At 66.8% G+C, this 16,603-nt stretch carries 12 protein-coding genes; 6 read left to right on the top strand and 6 right to left on the bottom strand.

The window, feature by feature from the left end; genetic code table 11:
* Window positions 1–38: 38 nt before the first annotated feature.
* The 5 genes from AB0C28_RS42990 to AB0C28_RS42970 form a co-directional block, all read right to left on the bottom strand.
* Window positions 39–995, bottom strand: coding sequence for a zinc-binding dehydrogenase (locus tag AB0C28_RS42990; RefSeq protein WP_357848847.1), 957 nt, complete (start codon window positions 993–995; stop codon window positions 39–41).
* 840 nt (window positions 996–1,835) lie between these two features.
* Window positions 1,836–2,729, bottom strand: a complete 894-nt coding sequence (locus tag AB0C28_RS42985) for a hypothetical protein (protein WP_358081519.1) — start codon at window positions 2,727–2,729, stop codon at window positions 1,836–1,838.
* A 47-nt stretch (window positions 2,730–2,776) separates the two neighbouring features.
* The gene (locus tag AB0C28_RS42980) at window positions 2,777–3,202 is read right to left on the bottom strand and encodes a type II toxin-antitoxin system VapC family toxin (RefSeq protein ID WP_357848853.1); all 426 of its coding nucleotides are present in this window, start codon (window positions 3,200–3,202) and stop codon (window positions 2,777–2,779) included.
* On the bottom strand, window positions 3,189–3,443 hold the full coding sequence (locus tag AB0C28_RS42975) for a hypothetical protein (protein WP_357848856.1): 255 nt from the start codon (window positions 3,441–3,443) through the stop codon (window positions 3,189–3,191). Before AB0C28_RS42975 ends, AB0C28_RS42980 begins: the two co-directional genes overlap by 14 nt.
* Window positions 3,444–3,539: 96 nt before the next feature.
* On the bottom strand, window positions 3,540–4,970 hold the full coding sequence (locus AB0C28_RS42970) for an acetyl-CoA synthetase (protein ID WP_357848859.1): 1,431 nt from the start codon (window positions 4,968–4,970) through the stop codon (window positions 3,540–3,542).
* Window positions 4,971–5,253: 283 nt separating this feature from the next.
* Between AB0C28_RS42970 and AB0C28_RS42965 the strand changes: the two genes are divergently transcribed.
* From AB0C28_RS42965 to AB0C28_RS42940, 6 genes are all read left to right on the top strand, one after another.
* Window positions 5,254–6,375: a serine protease gene (locus AB0C28_RS42965; protein ID WP_346110331.1), complete on the top strand. Its 1,122-nt coding sequence runs from the start codon at window positions 5,254–5,256 to the stop codon at window positions 6,373–6,375.
* A gap of 361 nt (window positions 6,376–6,736) precedes the next feature.
* Complete coding sequence (locus tag AB0C28_RS42960; protein WP_357848862.1) at window positions 6,737–7,927, top strand: hypothetical protein; 1,191 nt, start codon at window positions 6,737–6,739, stop codon at window positions 7,925–7,927.
* Window positions 7,928–8,124: 197 nt separating this feature from the next.
* Window positions 8,125–9,288 (top strand): hypothetical protein, encoded by a 1,164-nt coding sequence (locus tag AB0C28_RS42955; RefSeq protein ID WP_357848864.1) that lies wholly within the window; start codon window positions 8,125–8,127, stop codon window positions 9,286–9,288.
* 497 nt (window positions 9,289–9,785) lie between these two features.
* Window positions 9,786–11,318 carry a hypothetical protein gene (locus AB0C28_RS42950; RefSeq protein WP_357848867.1) on the top strand — a complete coding sequence of 511 codons (1,533 nt, stop codon included), beginning with the start codon at window positions 9,786–9,788 and terminating at the stop codon, window positions 11,316–11,318.
* A gap of 434 nt (window positions 11,319–11,752) precedes the next feature.
* A complete protein-coding gene (locus tag AB0C28_RS42945) occupies window positions 11,753–13,282 on the top strand; it encodes a hypothetical protein (protein WP_358081516.1) in 1,530 nt (509 codons plus the stop codon).
* Window positions 13,283–13,458: 176 nt separating this feature from the next.
* Complete coding sequence (locus tag AB0C28_RS42940) at window positions 13,459–14,946, top strand: hypothetical protein (protein WP_346110336.1); 1,488 nt, start codon at window positions 13,459–13,461, stop codon at window positions 14,944–14,946.
* A 65-nt stretch (window positions 14,947–15,011) separates the two neighbouring features.
* Here AB0C28_RS42940 and AB0C28_RS42935 read toward each other — a convergent pair whose 3' ends face one another.
* On the bottom strand, window positions 15,012–16,370 hold the full coding sequence (locus tag AB0C28_RS42935; protein WP_357848875.1) for a hypothetical protein: 1,359 nt from the start codon (window positions 16,368–16,370) through the stop codon (window positions 15,012–15,014).
* Window positions 16,371–16,603: the final 233 nt, after the last annotated feature.

Genomic DNA, 16,603 nt, shown 5'->3' with positions numbered 1-16,603 from the left:
GTATCACCCGGAAGCGCCAGAAGTAACCCATCACTTATTCAGACGGTAAAGACGATCTTTCCGAAGATCTCCCCCGACGCCATGGCGGCGAACCCGTCGCGCGCTTCGGTCAGCGGCAGCACCCGGTCGATCTCCGGCCGCAGCCCCGTCTGCTCCAGGAACACCGCCAGCCGCCCGAGCTGCTCCCGCGTCCCCATCGTGGAACCGATCACGGACAACTGCAGGAAGAAGACCCGGTTCAGGTCGGCGGGCGGAACCGCGCCGCTGGTGGCGCCGGAGACGACGATGCGCCCGCCGGGCTTGAGCGACTTGAGCGAGTGATCCCAGGTGGCCTGGCCGACGGTCTCCATGACCGCGTCCACCCGTTCCGGCAGCCGCGCACCCGGCTCGAAGACCTGGTCGGCGCCCAGTTGCAGAGCCCGTTCCCGCTTGCTCTCCGAACGGCTGGTGGCCCAGATCCGGTAGCCGGCGGCCCGTCCGAGCGCGATCACCGCGGTCGCGACGCCCCCGCCGGCCCCCTGCACCAGCACGGTGGAGCCGGGCTCCAGCCCAGCCTTGTCGAACAACATCCGGTACGCGGTCAGCCACGCCGTCGGCAGGCAGGCCGCGTGCTCGAAGCTGAGCGAGGCCGGCTTGGGCACCAGATTGCGGCGCGGCACCGCCACACGCTCGGCGAACGTACCGTCGTGCTGCTCGGACAGCAGCGTGCGCTTGGGATCGAGCGTCTCATCGGCACCGGTGCCGATCACGGAGTGCACGATCACCTCGTTGCCGTCCTCGTCCACGCCGGCGGCGTCGCAGCCGAGCACGATCGGCAGCCGGTCCTGCCGGATGCCGACGCCCTTGAGCGTCCACACGTCGTGGTGGTTGAGCGCGGCGGCCCGCACCGAGACGGTCGTCCACCCGTCCGGCGCCTTCGGCTCGGGACGCTCGCCCAGCGTCAGGCCGGCGAGCGGGTTGTCGGGATCGGTCTGTGTGGCGGTTACGGCGAACATGGCCGCACCCTACTTCAACCCGATCACCCCACCCCGTCACCCTCCCAGAGCGCTTGCTGGGTGGCGGCCAGTTTTTCGCTGACCAGTGCCGGGTGTGTCGGGCGGTGTCGCTGACTGGTGGGCATTCGTCGGGCGGTGCTACGCCGGGTTCCTGTCGAGCGAAGTTGGGTCTGTTGGGTGTCCGCCGGATGGTGTGCGGATTTGGTGCCCGCTGGGCGAGGCCGCGCAGCGTGGGGTCTTGGTCGGCGATGCTGGGGATCGTAGAGCGGCGGCCGGGTGACGCAGAATCTGTCGGGCGTTTGGCGGGTGGCGTTGATGGGGTGGGGGTCGGTTGGGGGACTGTTGAGTGGGGGCTTTTGGGGGCGGGGGGTGGTGTTGAGGTTGGCGACAAATCTTGGCACTGCACGACACCTCCCCGGGCAGCAGGCCAACAGCAAGCGGCAGCAGCGCAGGCAGCACGCACACCACCACACCCCACGCGATACCAAATCCGCTGCACTGCTCGGCGGACGCCCCACAACGCCACCCGACAACTGCCCGGCACTGCCCCGACACCCCAACTCCCGAGCCCGGCTCCACCCAACGCCACCCGGCAGACCCAGCGCTGCCCACCAAACACCCGACCGAGCCCGTCCCCGCCCAACGCCACCCGACAGCGGGCACCCACCAAATCCGCAGCACCACCCGACGGACACCCGACAGACCCGCAGCGCTGCCCGACCGACGCGCCTGGTACTGCCCGGCAAGCTCTCGGCACTACCCAGCAACCGCCCGATGCTCCCCCAGCGCTACCCGGTAAGCATCCGGCAGGTCCCCGACGCCCCCGACCAGTGCGTAGGGTCACTTGACCATGACCCGGATCTCTTCGATCGCCTGCTTCCTGAACTCCGTCGAGCCGGTAACGGCGATCAGCATGTCGCCGCGGCACACCGTCTCGCTCGGGCGGCCCCGGCCTTCGATGACGTCCGGTAGGGCGCGGTTGTCGGCGCAGTCGGGTGTCGGTACGAGGGCCACCATCTGCCCCGCCCCGCCGCCGAACCACAGCTGCGGTCCGACCGGATGGCCCTGGACCTGCTCCCCCGGTCTGGTCAGCCGGATGTCGCGCCGCGCCGACAGGACGAGGAAGCCGTCCTTGGTCACCCGCCCGCGCAGGTTGCGGGCCAGCGACAGCCGTTGGTCGAACGTCAGCCCCTCTCCCCGGTCGTACATCGCCAGCCGCCACGGACCGAACTCGAACAGCAGCACCTGACCGTAGAAGCCACTGCCGGCCTGGCGTGGCCAGAGGGTCACGTTGGAGGCGTAGTTTCTGATCGGCTGCCCGCCGCGGGTGACCTCCAACTGACCGCCGTACGGGGCGACGAACTGGCGGAAGCGGCCCTCGACCCACGCTCCGTGGAACGGCCGCGACCCCATGTCGTCGAGATCCAGATCGGCCGGATAACGCACCTCGGCCCGCACGCCGTGCGGGAACACCACCTGGATGACCTCGTCCCCCTGCTTGCGCACGGCGGGCGGGTTGACGATGTTGGGTGCGTTGTCCAGCCGGGTCAGGGATCTGATGGGCTCTGGGGTCGCGGTCGCGGCAGGGGGCTCGGACTCGGCTTCGGGCTCGGGGTCCCGGCTCACGAGCAGGCCGATAACGGGGATGAGCAGGAGCGCCAGCACGACCAGCAGCCCTGTCCACCGGCGGCGGCCGCGCTCGCCTGCTTCGATGACGTCGAACTGTTCCGCCACGACGTTCCTAGCCGAGTCGGTGCCGGCTTGCGCCCTTGAACTCCAGTTCAGTTCAGGGGCGACCTCCAGCGCAAGCCCTCGAACTTGGCGAAATCCTGATCGCAGGTCACGAATTCACAACCGTGCTCGATGGCGAGTGCGGCGAGGTAGGCGTCTGGGATGAGGCGGCCTTGCGCACCGGCGCCGCGGCAGAGCTTGACGAAGATCTCCCAGTGCCGCGGGCCGGCGTGCACGACGACCGCATGCGGTTGATGGCGAACGATGTCGGCGAACTCGCGCGCGACCTCGAACGAGGTGTGACCTGGAATGCGGCGATCCGTCACCGTACGGATGAAGCCACTGAGCGCGAAGTCACTGACCGCGTAGGCCTCGTCACCGTTGAGGAGGTCGAGGAGGACGGCGTGGCACTGCTCATGGTGCTGTGCGTCGCGTCGTTGCGCGTTGAAGAGCACGTTGGTGTCAAGCATGCGCATGGCCGGCCCCCAGCACCTTCTGGATGTCGTCCTGGCCGAGAAGCTCCTTGACCTCGGCCCAGGCCAGTGTGGGCCCGGAGTCGGGTCCGGAGAGCGGGAGCTCGACGCGGGGTCGCTCCGCCACTTCCGTGGAACGGTTGATGAGTTGTCGCAAGGCATCCTCCATGACTGAGGTGAGACTTCGTCCGTTTTTCGCCGCGTACGCCTTCGCCTCGTTGAGGAGCGTTTCGTCGATGCGCACCGTTGTCCTCCGCATGACTCCAGCGTCCGCCGCTGACATAAAAATGTCAACACCGGATAGTAGTCACTCGGTCACAGATTTGATGCCAAGTTTAAGTCACCAGGAGGCCACATTGACCTTCCCATCGGTCGCCACCCGCACCTCCTGCCCCACAAGCTCCCGCCCCTCCGCCTCCGCGAGCAGGTCCGCCTCCTCCACCACCGCGTAAGCCCGCCCTCCTGGCACCTCCACCACCAGGAACCCCTTCTCGGCCGCACCCCCTGGCCCGTGCGCCACCGAGTAGCCGGCCACCTTCCCCGCCCCCTCGTACGCCGCCACGATGGGCACCTCCTCGGACGTGTGCACCGGCGAGGCACGGCCCAGCCGCCCGCCCGGCGAGCTCGACCACACCGCGTACGTGTGCTTGGTCAGGTGCATCCCCACCCCGGTGACCAGCCCATGCCCCGACTGGGCCCGCAGCAGCCCCGCCATCGTCGCCGTGGAGTGCAGCACGTAGTCGCTGGCCGGCCCGCCCGCGTACGGCAGCCCGCCGGTGACCGTGAGCCCGCGCGGGTCCAGCGGGTCGAGCCCGATCGCGTCGCACGCCTGCCGCAGCGCGATCGCGAAACAGCTGTAGAGGTCGAGTGCGTGCATGTCGTCCAGCCCGAGCCCGGCGCGCTCGAACGCGGCCCGCGCGGCGGCGGCGATGGCTGGCGAGGAGCCGAGCTCGGGCCGCGCCGCCACCTCCCAGGTGTCCTCCGCGTACGCCCATCCACGCAGGTAGACCCGCCGATCCTGGGGCACCCCGAGCCGGTCGGCCAGTCGCGAGCTGGCCAGGACGACGGCCGCCGCCTGGTCCACCTCCAGCACGGCCACGGTGCTCCTGGTGTACGGCCAGCCGACGAAGCGGTCGAGCAGCTCGTCAGGGGAGCGCGCGACCCGGCGCCAGGCGTGCGGGTTCGCCGCCGCCACCTCGGTCATCGGGGCCATGATCCGGGCCCGTTCGCGCATCTCCTCCTCGATGGTGAGCCCGATCGCCGCCCGCCGCGCCGTCTCCATGATCGGATAGGTGTGCACCGGCAAGAACAGCCCGTGCGCGAGCGCCGAGGGATGCGGCGGCCGCTCCCACCCGTACGGAGGCCGCGGGTCGGCGGGGTGACTCCACGGCGCGTGCTCGCCCGCCTTCCGGTACGCCCGCCGCGTGGCCAGCGCCTCGGCCCCCGTGACCAGCGCGGACTCCAGCTCGCCCGCCGCGATCCCGGCTGCGGCGGCGCCGATGAGCAACTGCGGAGCCGTACCGCTGACCTTGGAGTAGACCTGGTGGCGCAGAGTGGCGCCGAGGCGCTCGGCGAGGCGGCCGACCGGCGAGTCGTACTGCCACGAGTCGGTGTGGACGATCTGGATCGAGTCGAGCCGCCCGACGGGCAGCCGCGCGTCATCCGCGGCGGCGCGGGCGACCGACTCCCACAGATCCAGCGGTTCAGGGCCCGGCTGTTCGCGAATGGTGAGTTGGGCGATGCCAATGAGACAGGGCGTGCGAGGGTCCATGCCGCCATCTAACCAGAACAAGGTTCGGTTGATAAGGAGTGGCGCTTGATAATTGGCGTTACCGCTGTGGTCAGAGAAAATAAATCAGGCCGTTGACCTGCGGAAATGCTAATTCAGAATACATGCGAACTCGCTATTTCTATAACGGAATGGAACCGGCTCATGCTTTTTCGCGTCGTTTCCTGGCGGCCGGATCGGGCCGTTCATTAACGTTCCCAACGTTTTCCTGGCCCACCGGGGCGCAGTACCCCGCTCTGGGCCGCCGAAAGCTGAGAGGAGCTCCATGAATTCCCGAGCAAGGCGCATCGCGATCCCCCTCGCCGGCCTCGTGGCCATCGGGCTGGCGGCGGGAATGGTCAGCGGCGGCGCGGCGAGCGCGACCGCACCCTCGGACGTCGTGTCCAGGAACTCGGCCACCCCTGCTGAGCAGGCGGTCCAGTTCTGGACGCCGGACCGCATCAAGCTGGCCACCGACTACGACGACGGCGTCGACCTGTCCACCAAGGGCGTCAAGGGCAGGAACGACTCCCCCGACGGTCCCGCAGGCTCCGTTCCGCCGATCGGCGCGGAGAAGACGAAGTCCAAGAAGAGCAAGCACGTCAACCTGCCCAACACGGTCGGCCGCGTCTTCTTCACGCTGCCCAAGGCCGACCCGCGCAACCCGAAGAACTGGCGCTACTGCTCGGCCAGCTCGGTGCAGAGCAAGTACCGCAACCTCGTGGCGACCTCCGCCCACTGCGTGTACGACACCAAGAAGAACACCTTCTACGACAACTGGATCTTCATCCCGTCCTACTGGGACGGCGACAAGGTCTGGGAGGGCAAGGCGCCCTACGGCATCTACGCCGCCAAGACGTTCAACGCGCACGACGACTTCGTGGTGAAGGAGGACTACGACTACGACTACGCGTTCGTCAACGTCTTCAACGGCATCAAGGTCAAGTGGGAGAAGGTCGGCGGCAAGTGGAAGTGGACGGTCAAGAACGTCGGCCGGCTCGGTGACAACGTCGGTGGCCAGGGCTTCACCTGGAACCGGAGCACCAAGCTGAACGTGTTCTCCTTCGGCTACCCGGCGGGCGAGCACCCCGACGGCGACAAGCCGTTCACCGGCCGCACCATGAAGTACTGCTACGGCAAGACCAAGCCGATGCCCGAGGCCAGGAAGTACAACCTCCAGGAGCACATCGGCTTCAAGTGCTCCTTCACCGCCGGCGCGAGCGGCGGGCCGTTCATCTACAACTACAAGAGCGCGTCGCGCACCGGCTACCTCGTCGGCGTCAACAGCGTCGCGTGGGACACCGACGGCAACGACCGGTACGACCACATCTCGTCGCCGTACTTCAACACCGACACCTACAAGGTCTACAAGGCCGCCGCCAACCGCTGGACCGGCAACTGGCGCTGATCGAGCAGCGAGCTAGCACTGAGCGAGCCTGCACCCGGGCCCCGGTTCCCCAGTGGATCCGGGGCCTTCCCCTGGGCCGGGAATGGGGCCGCGGCGACGTGGCGTGCGCCACTGGAACGATCCTGATCATGGCCGGGAATGCGCGCATTAGCGCGCACGGACATACGCAACCGAACCCCGCCTGACCTGCGACTATGCCAACTCGCTAATGATCATTAACGTGTATCGGGAGTGTTCGGCTGACAGTGTCCTTATAGTTCACGATGCACCCTTGATCAGGTAACGAATCTCTATCCAAGCTGCAATACAGTCTGTACATCTGGAAAAATCCACCCTTACAACCCCAAGAAAGGCGCATTTCATGATCCCCCGGGCCCGGCACCTAGCGGCGGCTGCGCTGAGCAGCTCGCTGCTGATGCTGCCCGCCCTCACGGGGACCGCCACCGCCGCCGCGTGGAACGCTCACAGCGCCACGGGATACACCGCAGCGGGAAGCGCCATCACCACGAGCACCGTCACAACGAGCGCCGTCACGAGCAGCACCGCCGCCGCTCCCATCAGCAAGGTGTACGCCGTCCCGCTGGCCAGGACGGTCGCGGACGTCAAGCGGGTCGCGAACTACTGGAAGCCCGACCGCCTGAAGAAGAGCGACAGCTACAGCCCGGCCACCCCCGGCGCCGCCGCCCCGGCGAGCTCGACCGCCGCCGCGGCCGCCCCCGCCAACCCCGTGGCCGGGGTGCGGCGATCGATCGCCGCTCAGAGCGTCGCGCCCGCGCTGCCGCGCAAGGGCTCCGCGATGACCATGGGGAAGGTCTTCTTCCGCTTCGGCGACAAGGAGTACTGGTGCTCCGCCAGCTCGATCGCCGCCAAGAACCGCAGCGTCGTCGCCACGGCCGCGCACTGCGCGTACGACTCGCGCCAGGCCAAGCCCGCCGACTACTGGATCTTCGTCCCCAACCCGGGCACCAACGGCGAGACGCCTGACGGCATCTACGTGGGCGCCTCGATCAGCCTGCACGAGGACTGGATGGGCAAGGTCGACTACGACTACGACTACGCCTTCGTCACGGTGAACCGCGGGTTCACCTGGGTCGCCAAGAACGGCGACTACGTCATGCAGGACGTCGGCCGGCTCCAGGACAACGTGGGCGGCCTGGGGATCGAGCTGAACAAGAAGCCCGGCTCGTACACCGCCAGGCCCTTCGGCTACCCGGCGGGCGCGCAGCCCGACGGCTCGCGCCCGTTCGACGGCAAGACGCTGTTGGAGTGCCCCGAGCGCAGCACCCGCTACACCGTGGCCCCCGGCCTCGACCTGCAGAAGGGCGTCGAGCTTCAGCCGTGCGACTTCAGCCACGGCGCCAGCGGCGGCCCCTGGGTGATCGGCTACGACAAGAACCGCAAGCTCGGTAGCCTCAACGGCGTCAACAGCCTGACCTGGAACAGGGACGCCAGAGACCGCTACGACGCGGTGTCGTCGCCTTACTTCGACACCACGACCGGAGAGGTCTACCGCCGGGCGGCGGCACAGTCCACCGTGTCAAATGTGACGTAAGTCATAGTTACCGGCTGGTCACTTGGCGTGATCAGCGGCTTCTTCATCCCGGCGAGATCACGGGCCACGCTCCCACCGCTGACACGATCTTCCCGTGCGTCACACGAACACGGTCAAAGCTGTAGGTTCCGGGCTGTCCATTAGCTGAATTTCGGAGGTGCACGAGGCGCCTCATGTCAGCGCAACCTGGAGTTACCTTGAAGCGAACCCTCCTCCCCGCCGGCGGCGCCCTCCTGGCGACCGGTCTGCTCGCCGCCGGCCTGTCCGGCACGGCGCAGGCCGACAACGACATCGCCCACGACCCGATGGCCCGCAACTCCGCCGACGCCGTCTCCGTCGCCTCCTTCTGGCTGGCCTCGAACGGCAAGGCGCTCCGGTCCGCGACGCAGTACACGTGGGACTCGAAGGAAGTGCGGAAGGTCGTCTCCAAGGGCGGCTACACCCCCGACGGCAAGCCCGGCCTCACGGCGCCGACCGGCGAGTCCAGATCCACCGGCTCGTCCCAGAACGTGAACCTGCCCAAGACCGTCGGCAAGGTCTTCTTCGTCGACACCCACGGCAAGTTCCGCTGGTGCTCGGCCACCTCCATCCAGTCGAACTACCGCAACCTGGTCGCCACGGCCGGCCACTGCGTGTACGACACCGACAGCAACTCCTCCACGCTGGACAAGTGGGTCTTCGTCCCCGGCTACTACCAGGGCAAGACGCCGTGGGGCATCTACGTCGGCAAGCAGGCCTTCACCCACTACGACTTCGACACCTACGAGGACTACGACCGCGACTACGCGTTCGTCACCGTCTACAACGGCATCCAGTTCAACGGTGTCAAGCAGGTCAACCGCAAGGACTACCAGCGTTTCACCGGCCCGAAGCGGTCGTGGGGCGGCCACCACTACATCCTGCTGTCCAAGGACGCGGGGCGGCTGGGCGACAACGTCGGCGGTCAGGGCTTCGCCTGGAACCAGGCCACGGGCAAGGCGGTGCGCGCGTTCGGCTACCCGTCGGCGCCGCACCCTGACGGCAACCGGCCGTACAGCGGCGTGACGCCGAAGCACTGCTACGGCAAGACCACCTCCAAGGCGGTGGGCGCGTCCTGGCTGAAGATCGAGGAGCACATCGGCCTCAAGTGCGCCGTGACGCCCGGCTTCGACGGTGGGCCCTGGCTGCTCAACTACAGCAACGGCAAGCGCCTCGGTTACGTGAACGGCGTCACCAGCACGTTCGCCGACCAGGACGGCAACGACCGGATCGACTACATCACCTCGCCGTACTTCGACGGTGAGACGGCCGGCGTCTACAACGCGGCCAAGAACGTCTGGTCGGGCAAGATCGTCGGCCCGAACGGGGAGCTGTACAAGTAAGTCACGCGCGAGCAGACGAGGGTCTCGGTTCTCACCGAGGCCCTCGTTCGCGTTTCCAGGCCCCGCGCAAGGGATCTCAGAGGCCCTGGGAAGCCCGTGCGGGCCGACGAGAAGCGCCCGCAGGAGCCCGGATCTGAACGCTTCCGGCCCGATCCTGAAGATCACCTGTGAGGATCGGGCGAACTTAGACGGGGCAGGCCCAAATCTGGTTCCTGTGATCTGAGTCACATATAACCGACTACGCTCTGCGACGACTGCTAACGGAACTTTCGTGCCGTAAGCGATAACCCACTCACACCCTGCGCAAACGTAACTTTCACATCACGGCGCGCGAAGATCTCTGACTGGTAACGGAAAGGTCACGGCGGTAAGGGCGTCTACCCGATCCGCCAAACCGGGTTCCACCTGCGGAGATCACCACGCTATGTTCCTTGCTATCCCTTTACTGACGCATGGGACGCATGTTGCGACCCACGACAGAGCAAGGAGCAGTTCCCTTGAAGCGCATCCTCATCCCCGCCGGTGGCGCCCTTCTGGCCACCGGCCTTCTGGCCGCCGGCCTCGCCGGTACGGCCTCGGCTGACACCGACGTCGCCAAGGACAACATGGCGACGTCCGCTGCCAACGCGAAGGCCATCGCGGACTTCTGGGCGGAGAACAACGGCGCTGCCCTCAAGGCCGCCAAGGAGTCCAACGTCTGGGACAGCAAGACCGACGTCGCCCGCCTGCAGAGCAAGGGCGGCTACAGCGCCGACACCAAGCCCGGCGTGACCGCGCCGATCGGCGAGGAGAAGAAGAGCACCGCCAAGACGCAGAACGTCAACCTGCCGAAGACCATCGGCAAGGTGTTCTTCGTCAACAGCAAGGGCGAGAAGCGCTGGTGCTCCGCCACCTCCATCCAGTCGCAGTACCGCAACCTGGTCGCCACGGCCGGGCACTGCGTCTACGACACCGCCACCAACTCGGACGTCATGTCCAAGTGGGTCTTCGTCCCCGGTTACTACCAGGGCCGTGCTCCTTGGGGCATCTACGTCGGCAAGCAGGCCTTCACCCACTACGACTTCGACGTCTACGAGGACTACGACCGCGACTACGCGTTCGTCACCGTCTACAACGGCGTCAAGGTCGAGGGTGGCACGGCCAAGCAGGTCTCCAAGGCCGAGTGGGACAAGTACCAGGGCATCAAGGACGCCAAGGACGTCGAGATCAGCCGCGAGGAGTTCCGCGCGGGCAAGCTCGACCCCACCCGGACCGAGGCCTACTGGGCGAAGCGTGGCTCGGCGCCTGAGGCGACCGGCCCCGACTACCCCGGCGCCGTCGTCGGCAAGGTCGAGGTCTCCGAGGCCCGTTACCGCACGGCTCGCGTGGGTCAGGGCAACGGCCGCAAGTTCGGTGAGCCCATCACCGAGATCGTGACCGACAACGAGGCCGCCGCCTACAAGGCCAAGCAGGCGCAGGACGCGGAGAAGTACCCGGCGAAGGTCCAGCAGGACCGTCGCGGCAACTGGACGATCACGCACTTCTTCGTCCAGCAGTGGTACAAGCCCGGCACGGACACGAAGTTCTACAAGACCGTCTTCTTCATCGTCGACGGCTCCACCCTCGACGCTGGTCGCCTCGGCGACAACGTCGGCGGCCAGGGCTTCGCGTACAACCAGCCGACCGGCAAGGACGTCCGCGTGTTCGGCTACCCGGCCGGCGCGCACCCCGACGGCAACAAGAACTACACCGGCATCACGCCCAAGTGGTGCTACGGCAAGACCTCGAAGAAGCTTGTCGGCTCCGCCGCCAAGAAGATCGAGGAGCACGTCGCTCTCAAGTGCGCCATGACCGAGGGCGCCGACGGTGGCCCGTGGCTGTTCAAGTACAGCAACGCCAAGCGTCTCGGCTACGTGAACGGTGTCACCAGCACCTTCAACGACCAGGACAACAATGGCCGCGTGGACTACATCTCGTCGCCGTACTTCGACGGCGAGACCAACACCGTCTACAAGGCCGCGGCCGCTTCGTGGTCCGGCAAGATCGTCTAAGTAGCAGCTAGCGACCGGTCCCTGACCGTACGTCTAACTGTTGCGAGCGTGGGGCCCGGCATATTGCCGGGCCCCTCTGCTTTTCTCCGGCGAAGTGAAGGCGGTTGGACGCATGAGACGCCCAGACGGTGCCATCAAGTCGATGTGATCTGCGTCACATCGCTTCGCAAGACCGGATCAAGAGGACGTCTCCGTACCCATGGCCACTTTGACAACATCCTTATGTTGATCAGGCCAAATGGTGACATCCGAAGCTTCACACAGCTCCTGCGCATCAGCCTTTTAAACATCACAGAACGATCACGCCCGGCTTGTCGCGACTTTTCCTTTCAGATCGGCTACCCGAGCTCAAGATCGACACTGTATGTTCCTGGCTATCCCTTTACTGACGCATGGGACGCAAGAGGCGTTCCACGACAGCGCAAGGAGTTACCTTGAAGCGCATCCTCCTCCCGGCCGGTGGCGCCATTCTGGCCACTGGTCTCCTCGCTGCCGGTCTCGCCGGCACGGCGCAGGCTGACAACGTCATCGAGAACGCCGATCTCGCCAAGACGCAGGCCCAGGCCGAAGAGGTCGTGGAGTTCTGGACCAAGTCCAACAACGCCGCCCTCAAGGGCGCCGTGGCTTTCAGCCCCGACGTTCTCGAGGTCGACAAGATCGTCCGCGGTGGTGGCTATAGCGCGGACACCAAGCCGGGGGTCACCGCGCCCATCGGCGAGGAGAAGAAGACCGTCGCCAAGACCCAGAACGTGAACCTGCCGAAGTCCATCGGTAAGGTCTTCTTCGAGGGCCGTGACGGCAAGCTGTACTGGTGCTCCGGCACCTCGATCCAGTCGCAGTACCGCAACCTGGTCGCCACCGCCGGCCACTGCGTCTACGACATCGCGGCGAACAAGGAAGTCGTGTCCCGCTGGGTCTTCGTGCCCGGCTACTACCAGGGCAAGACCCCGTTCGGCATCTACGTGGGCAAGCAGGCCTTCACCCACTACGACTTCGAGGTCTACGAGGACTTCGACCGCGACTACGCCTTCGTGACCGTCTACGACGCCCTCGCGGGTGTCGAGAAGTCCTCGAAGGTTGTGGACTGGAAGACCTACGACGCGTACCAGGGCGAGAAGTTCGTCAAGGACGTCGAGGTCAGCGAGGCCGAGTACAAGAAGGGCAAGCTCGACCCCGCGACCACCGACTACTACGACGTGGACCCGGGCAAGGCCGACGAGGCCACCGGCCCGGACTACCCCGGCGCTGTGGTCGACCGTTTCGAGGTCCGCAAGAGCTTCTACGACGCCGCTGGTGTCGGCCAGGGTAACGGCAAGAAGTTCGGCGAGCCCGTCGTCGAGAACGTGACCTTCAACGAGGCCCTCGCGTACAAGAAGGCCCAGGAGAAGAACGGGTTCAAGTACCCGGCGACGGTCGGCAAGGACGCCCGTGGCAACTGGACCATCACGCACTACTACGTGCAGAAGTGGTTCAAGCCCGGCAAGGTCGCCCGCTTCGTCCGCCTCGAGCCCAACATCGTTGGTCGCGAGCTGAAGAGCGGTGGCCGTCTCGGCGACAACGTCGGTGGCCAGGGCTTCGCGTGGAACCAGCCGACCGGCAAGTACGTCCGCACCTTCGGTTACCCGCAGGGTGCGCACCCGGACGGCAACAAGCCCTACACCGGTGTCACGCCGAAGTGGTGCTACGGCAAGACTGGCAAGAACGTCACCAAGGCCCCCGAGTTCAAGGTCGAGGAGCACATCTCCCTGAAGTGCGCCGTGACCGGTGGCTACGCGGGTGGCCCGTGGCTGCTCAAGTACAGCAACGCCAAGCGCCTCGGCTACGTCAACGGTGTCACGAGCCTGGTCATGGACAGCGACAAGAACAAGCGCTACGACACGATCACCTCGCCGTACTTCGACGGTGAGACGGCCGCGATCTACAGCGCCGCGTCCAAGTCGTGGTCCGGCAAGCTCGTCAAGTAGTTCCCAGCAGGACAAGAACGACGACCTAGTCATCGTTCGCATGCTTCACCCGAAGGGCTCGGCTGCCAGCCGGGCCCTTCGGCCTTTCTGCTGGAAATTGCGCGAAACCCCTTACTAGAGTGACCAATGGGTCGATAGGGTTTTTACACCCTTTTTGACAACTGTGGAGTCCTTCCGTGAAGCGCCTGCTCGTCCCCCTCGCCGCTGTCGGCCTGAGCGCCGCCGTCCTCGCCCCGCCCGCCAACGCCGCGCCCAACTGGGCGACCGACAACCTCCTCCCGAAGCCGGCCGACGCTTACGGAGCTGCCGCCTTCTGGCTCGACTCCAACGGGGCCGCGCTCAAGAAGGCCACTCAGTACAACCTGGACTCCAAGCAGGTTCCCAAGCTCGTCAGCACGGGCAGCAAGGGCGCCCCCGACGGCAAGCCCGGCATGACCGGCCCCACCACCACCGCCAAGGCCGGCGCCTCGAAGAACGTCAACCTGCCCAAGACCATCGGCAAGGTCTTCTTCCTCGACTCCAAGGGCCAGTACCGCTGGTGCTCGGCCACCTCCATCCAGTCCCGTAACCGCAACCTGGTGGCCACCGCCGGCCACTGCGTGTACGAGCACGGCGACGACGTCTACCAGAAGTGGATCTTCATCCCCGGCTACTACCAGGGCCGGGCCCCCTGGGGCGTCTACGTCGGTGCCTACGCCTTCACCGCGTACGACCTCGACACCTACGACGACTACGACGGCGACTACGCCTTCGTCGCGGTGCACAACGGCTTCATGCTGGGCGCCGAGAAGGAGGTCTCCTGGAAGGAGTTCAAGGAGTTCGCCGGCGACAAGTGGGTCAAGCCGCGCGAGGTCAGCGCGGAGGAGTTCCGCAAGTGCCAGCTCAACCTGGGCCACTGCTGGTCCGTGGGCGCCAAGGACGCCCAGCTGGCCGGCCCCGACCACCCGGACGCCGTCGTGGAGAAGGTCGAGGTCTCCAAGCAGGCCTACGCCGCCGCCAGGACCGGACGAGGCCAGGGCTTCAAGTTCGGCGAGCCGGTCGTGGAGCACCTCACCAAGACGCAGTGGCAGGCCTACAAGGGCCCGGGCGACAAGGGCACCGGCCCCGACAAGCGCGGCAACTACACGGTCATCCACTACTACACCCAGAAGTGGGTGAAGCCGGGCACCGAGCGTAAGTACTACGAGGCTCGCTACATCCTCGGCATCGCCAAGGACATGGGCCGGCTCGGCGACGTCGTCGGCGGTCAGGGCTTCTCCTGGAACCAGCCGCTCAACCAGCCGGTCACGGTCTTCGGTTACCCGAGCGCCTCGCACCCCGACGGCGACCGTCCCTTCAGCGGCGTCACGCCGAAGTGGTGCGCGGGCAAGACCGGCACGAAGAGCTGGCAGGTCAACACGTTCAGGGTCGAGACGCACCAGGTGCTCAAGTGCTCGATGACCCCGGGCGCCGACGGCGGCCCGTGGCTGCTCAAGTACAACAACGCCAAGCGCACCGGCTACGTCAACGGCGTGACCAGCATGTACTACGACAACGACGAGAACGGCCGGATCGACTACATCAGCTCGGCCATCTTCGACGGCGAGACCGCCGACGTCTACAACAAGGCCAACTACGCGGCGACCAAGTCCGTCGTGGGCCCGAACGGCGAGCTGCTCAAGTAAGCACCACGTGATCGGCGGGCAGGCCCGGGCCATGACGGCCCGGGCCTTTCCGTTCCCTGCACGAGCTACACGAGGCTGAGCTGGCGAGCGCGCTCGCGCAGCGCCATCACGGGCTTCTCCTGCTTGTACGGCTCCAGCCGCCGCCGCAGATCGGCCGCGTAGGACCGCGACCTGGCCGACTGCAGCTCACCCCCCAGAGCCAGCGCACCGGCCGCGGCCGAGCACGCCTCCTCCAGCTCCCCGCACTGCAGCAGCCCGGCGGCCAGCAGCGACAGGTTGAACATCCGGCCCCGGACATAACGGGAGTCCATGTCGAGCGAGCGCCGCGCCTGGCGCACCACCCGCTCGCCCTCCCCCAGGTCGCGGAAGCAGTGGGCGAACTTCGCCGACAGGTAGGCCTCGTCGAAGTAGCTGAGCCACTTGGGCTCGTCGTCGGGCCTGCGGACGTCGAAGGCGCGCTCGGCCTCGTGCAGGCTCCCCCCGCAGGAGCGGGCGTCGCCCAGGCCGGCGTGCGCGTGGGCCTCCAGGACGTGCGCGGAGGCGAGCAGGGTGCGTACCCCCGCCTTGCGGGCCGCCATCTGCGCGGCCCTGGCCAGGTCGAGGGCATGGGCCGGCTGGCCGATGTAGATGGCCTGGTGCGCCATCCCGGCGAGGATCTCGCCGCCCAGGGTCTGGTCGTCGGCGCCCCTGGCCAGGCGCAGGGCCTGGATCAGATAGCGCTGGGCGAGGCCGTGCTGCTCCATGTCGTAGGCCATCCAGCCGGCCAGGCGGGTCAGCTCCGCGGCCGCGGAGGCGAGCTGCCTGCCGGTGCTCTGCCCGTACGAGCCGTTCTTGAGCAGCGGGGAGACGGCGGTGTCGAGGTATTTGACGACGGACGACCTGACGCGCCCGCTGCCGAAACGATTGTCGAGCTCACCGAAGGATCGGGTGACCTCATGGATGGCGGCGATGTCGGCACGGCCCACCCGCCGTGTCCCCATGCCGTTCGGGCGCCCTTCAGCGGGCGATGTCAGCCAGCGTACGGCTCCGACGGAGCCTGCTCCTATCGCGAACGTCGAGTCGATCAGGAATCTGCGTCTCTCTACATCGGCCCGCCACAGCGCCGTCACGGTCGCGATCCCCTCCTGCCACGTGTGCGTGAACTCCTGCCCGAGATCGAGGGGGGTGATGACGGCCGGCATGCCGAGGTCCTCGGCGGAGACCGGCCTGCCGAGCCGTAGTGCGAAGATCTCGGTGAGCAGGCATGGCACCGGATCGCGTGGCCTCTGACCCCCGATCCAGCGCAGGACGGAGCTGTGGTCGTATTTGAGGCCTGGTGCGCCGCGTGCGACACCCAGCTCGTTGAGGCGCCTGGCCAATCCCTTGTGAGAGAAACTCGCCTCCGCGATGAGGTGCTGCAGCAGTCGATTCGGCTCGCGTTCCATCGCTCTCCTCGGCACAGGAGTCGGCGCCCACATCATTACAGAGAGCTACAGTTATAGCACCTTGCGTAAAGGATTTGTGCCCGTTCTCAAAGTCCACCCCAACTCCATCCCAAGCCGCCCGCCGCGCGGCGCACGTACGTGCGCCGCGCCCTTGCCTACGATAGCACGGGAGAGTTGCTCCCTTTTATCTTGCAATCTACCCTGCTCCTGCTTGCGCCGATCCTCTTTGCCGC

The organism is Nonomuraea sp. NPDC048892 (genome assembly GCF_040649735.1).
Classification (GTDB): Bacteria; Actinomycetota; Actinomycetes; order Streptosporangiales; family Streptosporangiaceae; genus Nonomuraea; species Nonomuraea maheshkhaliensis.
This window is presented reverse-complemented; position numbering and strand designations above follow the sequence as displayed.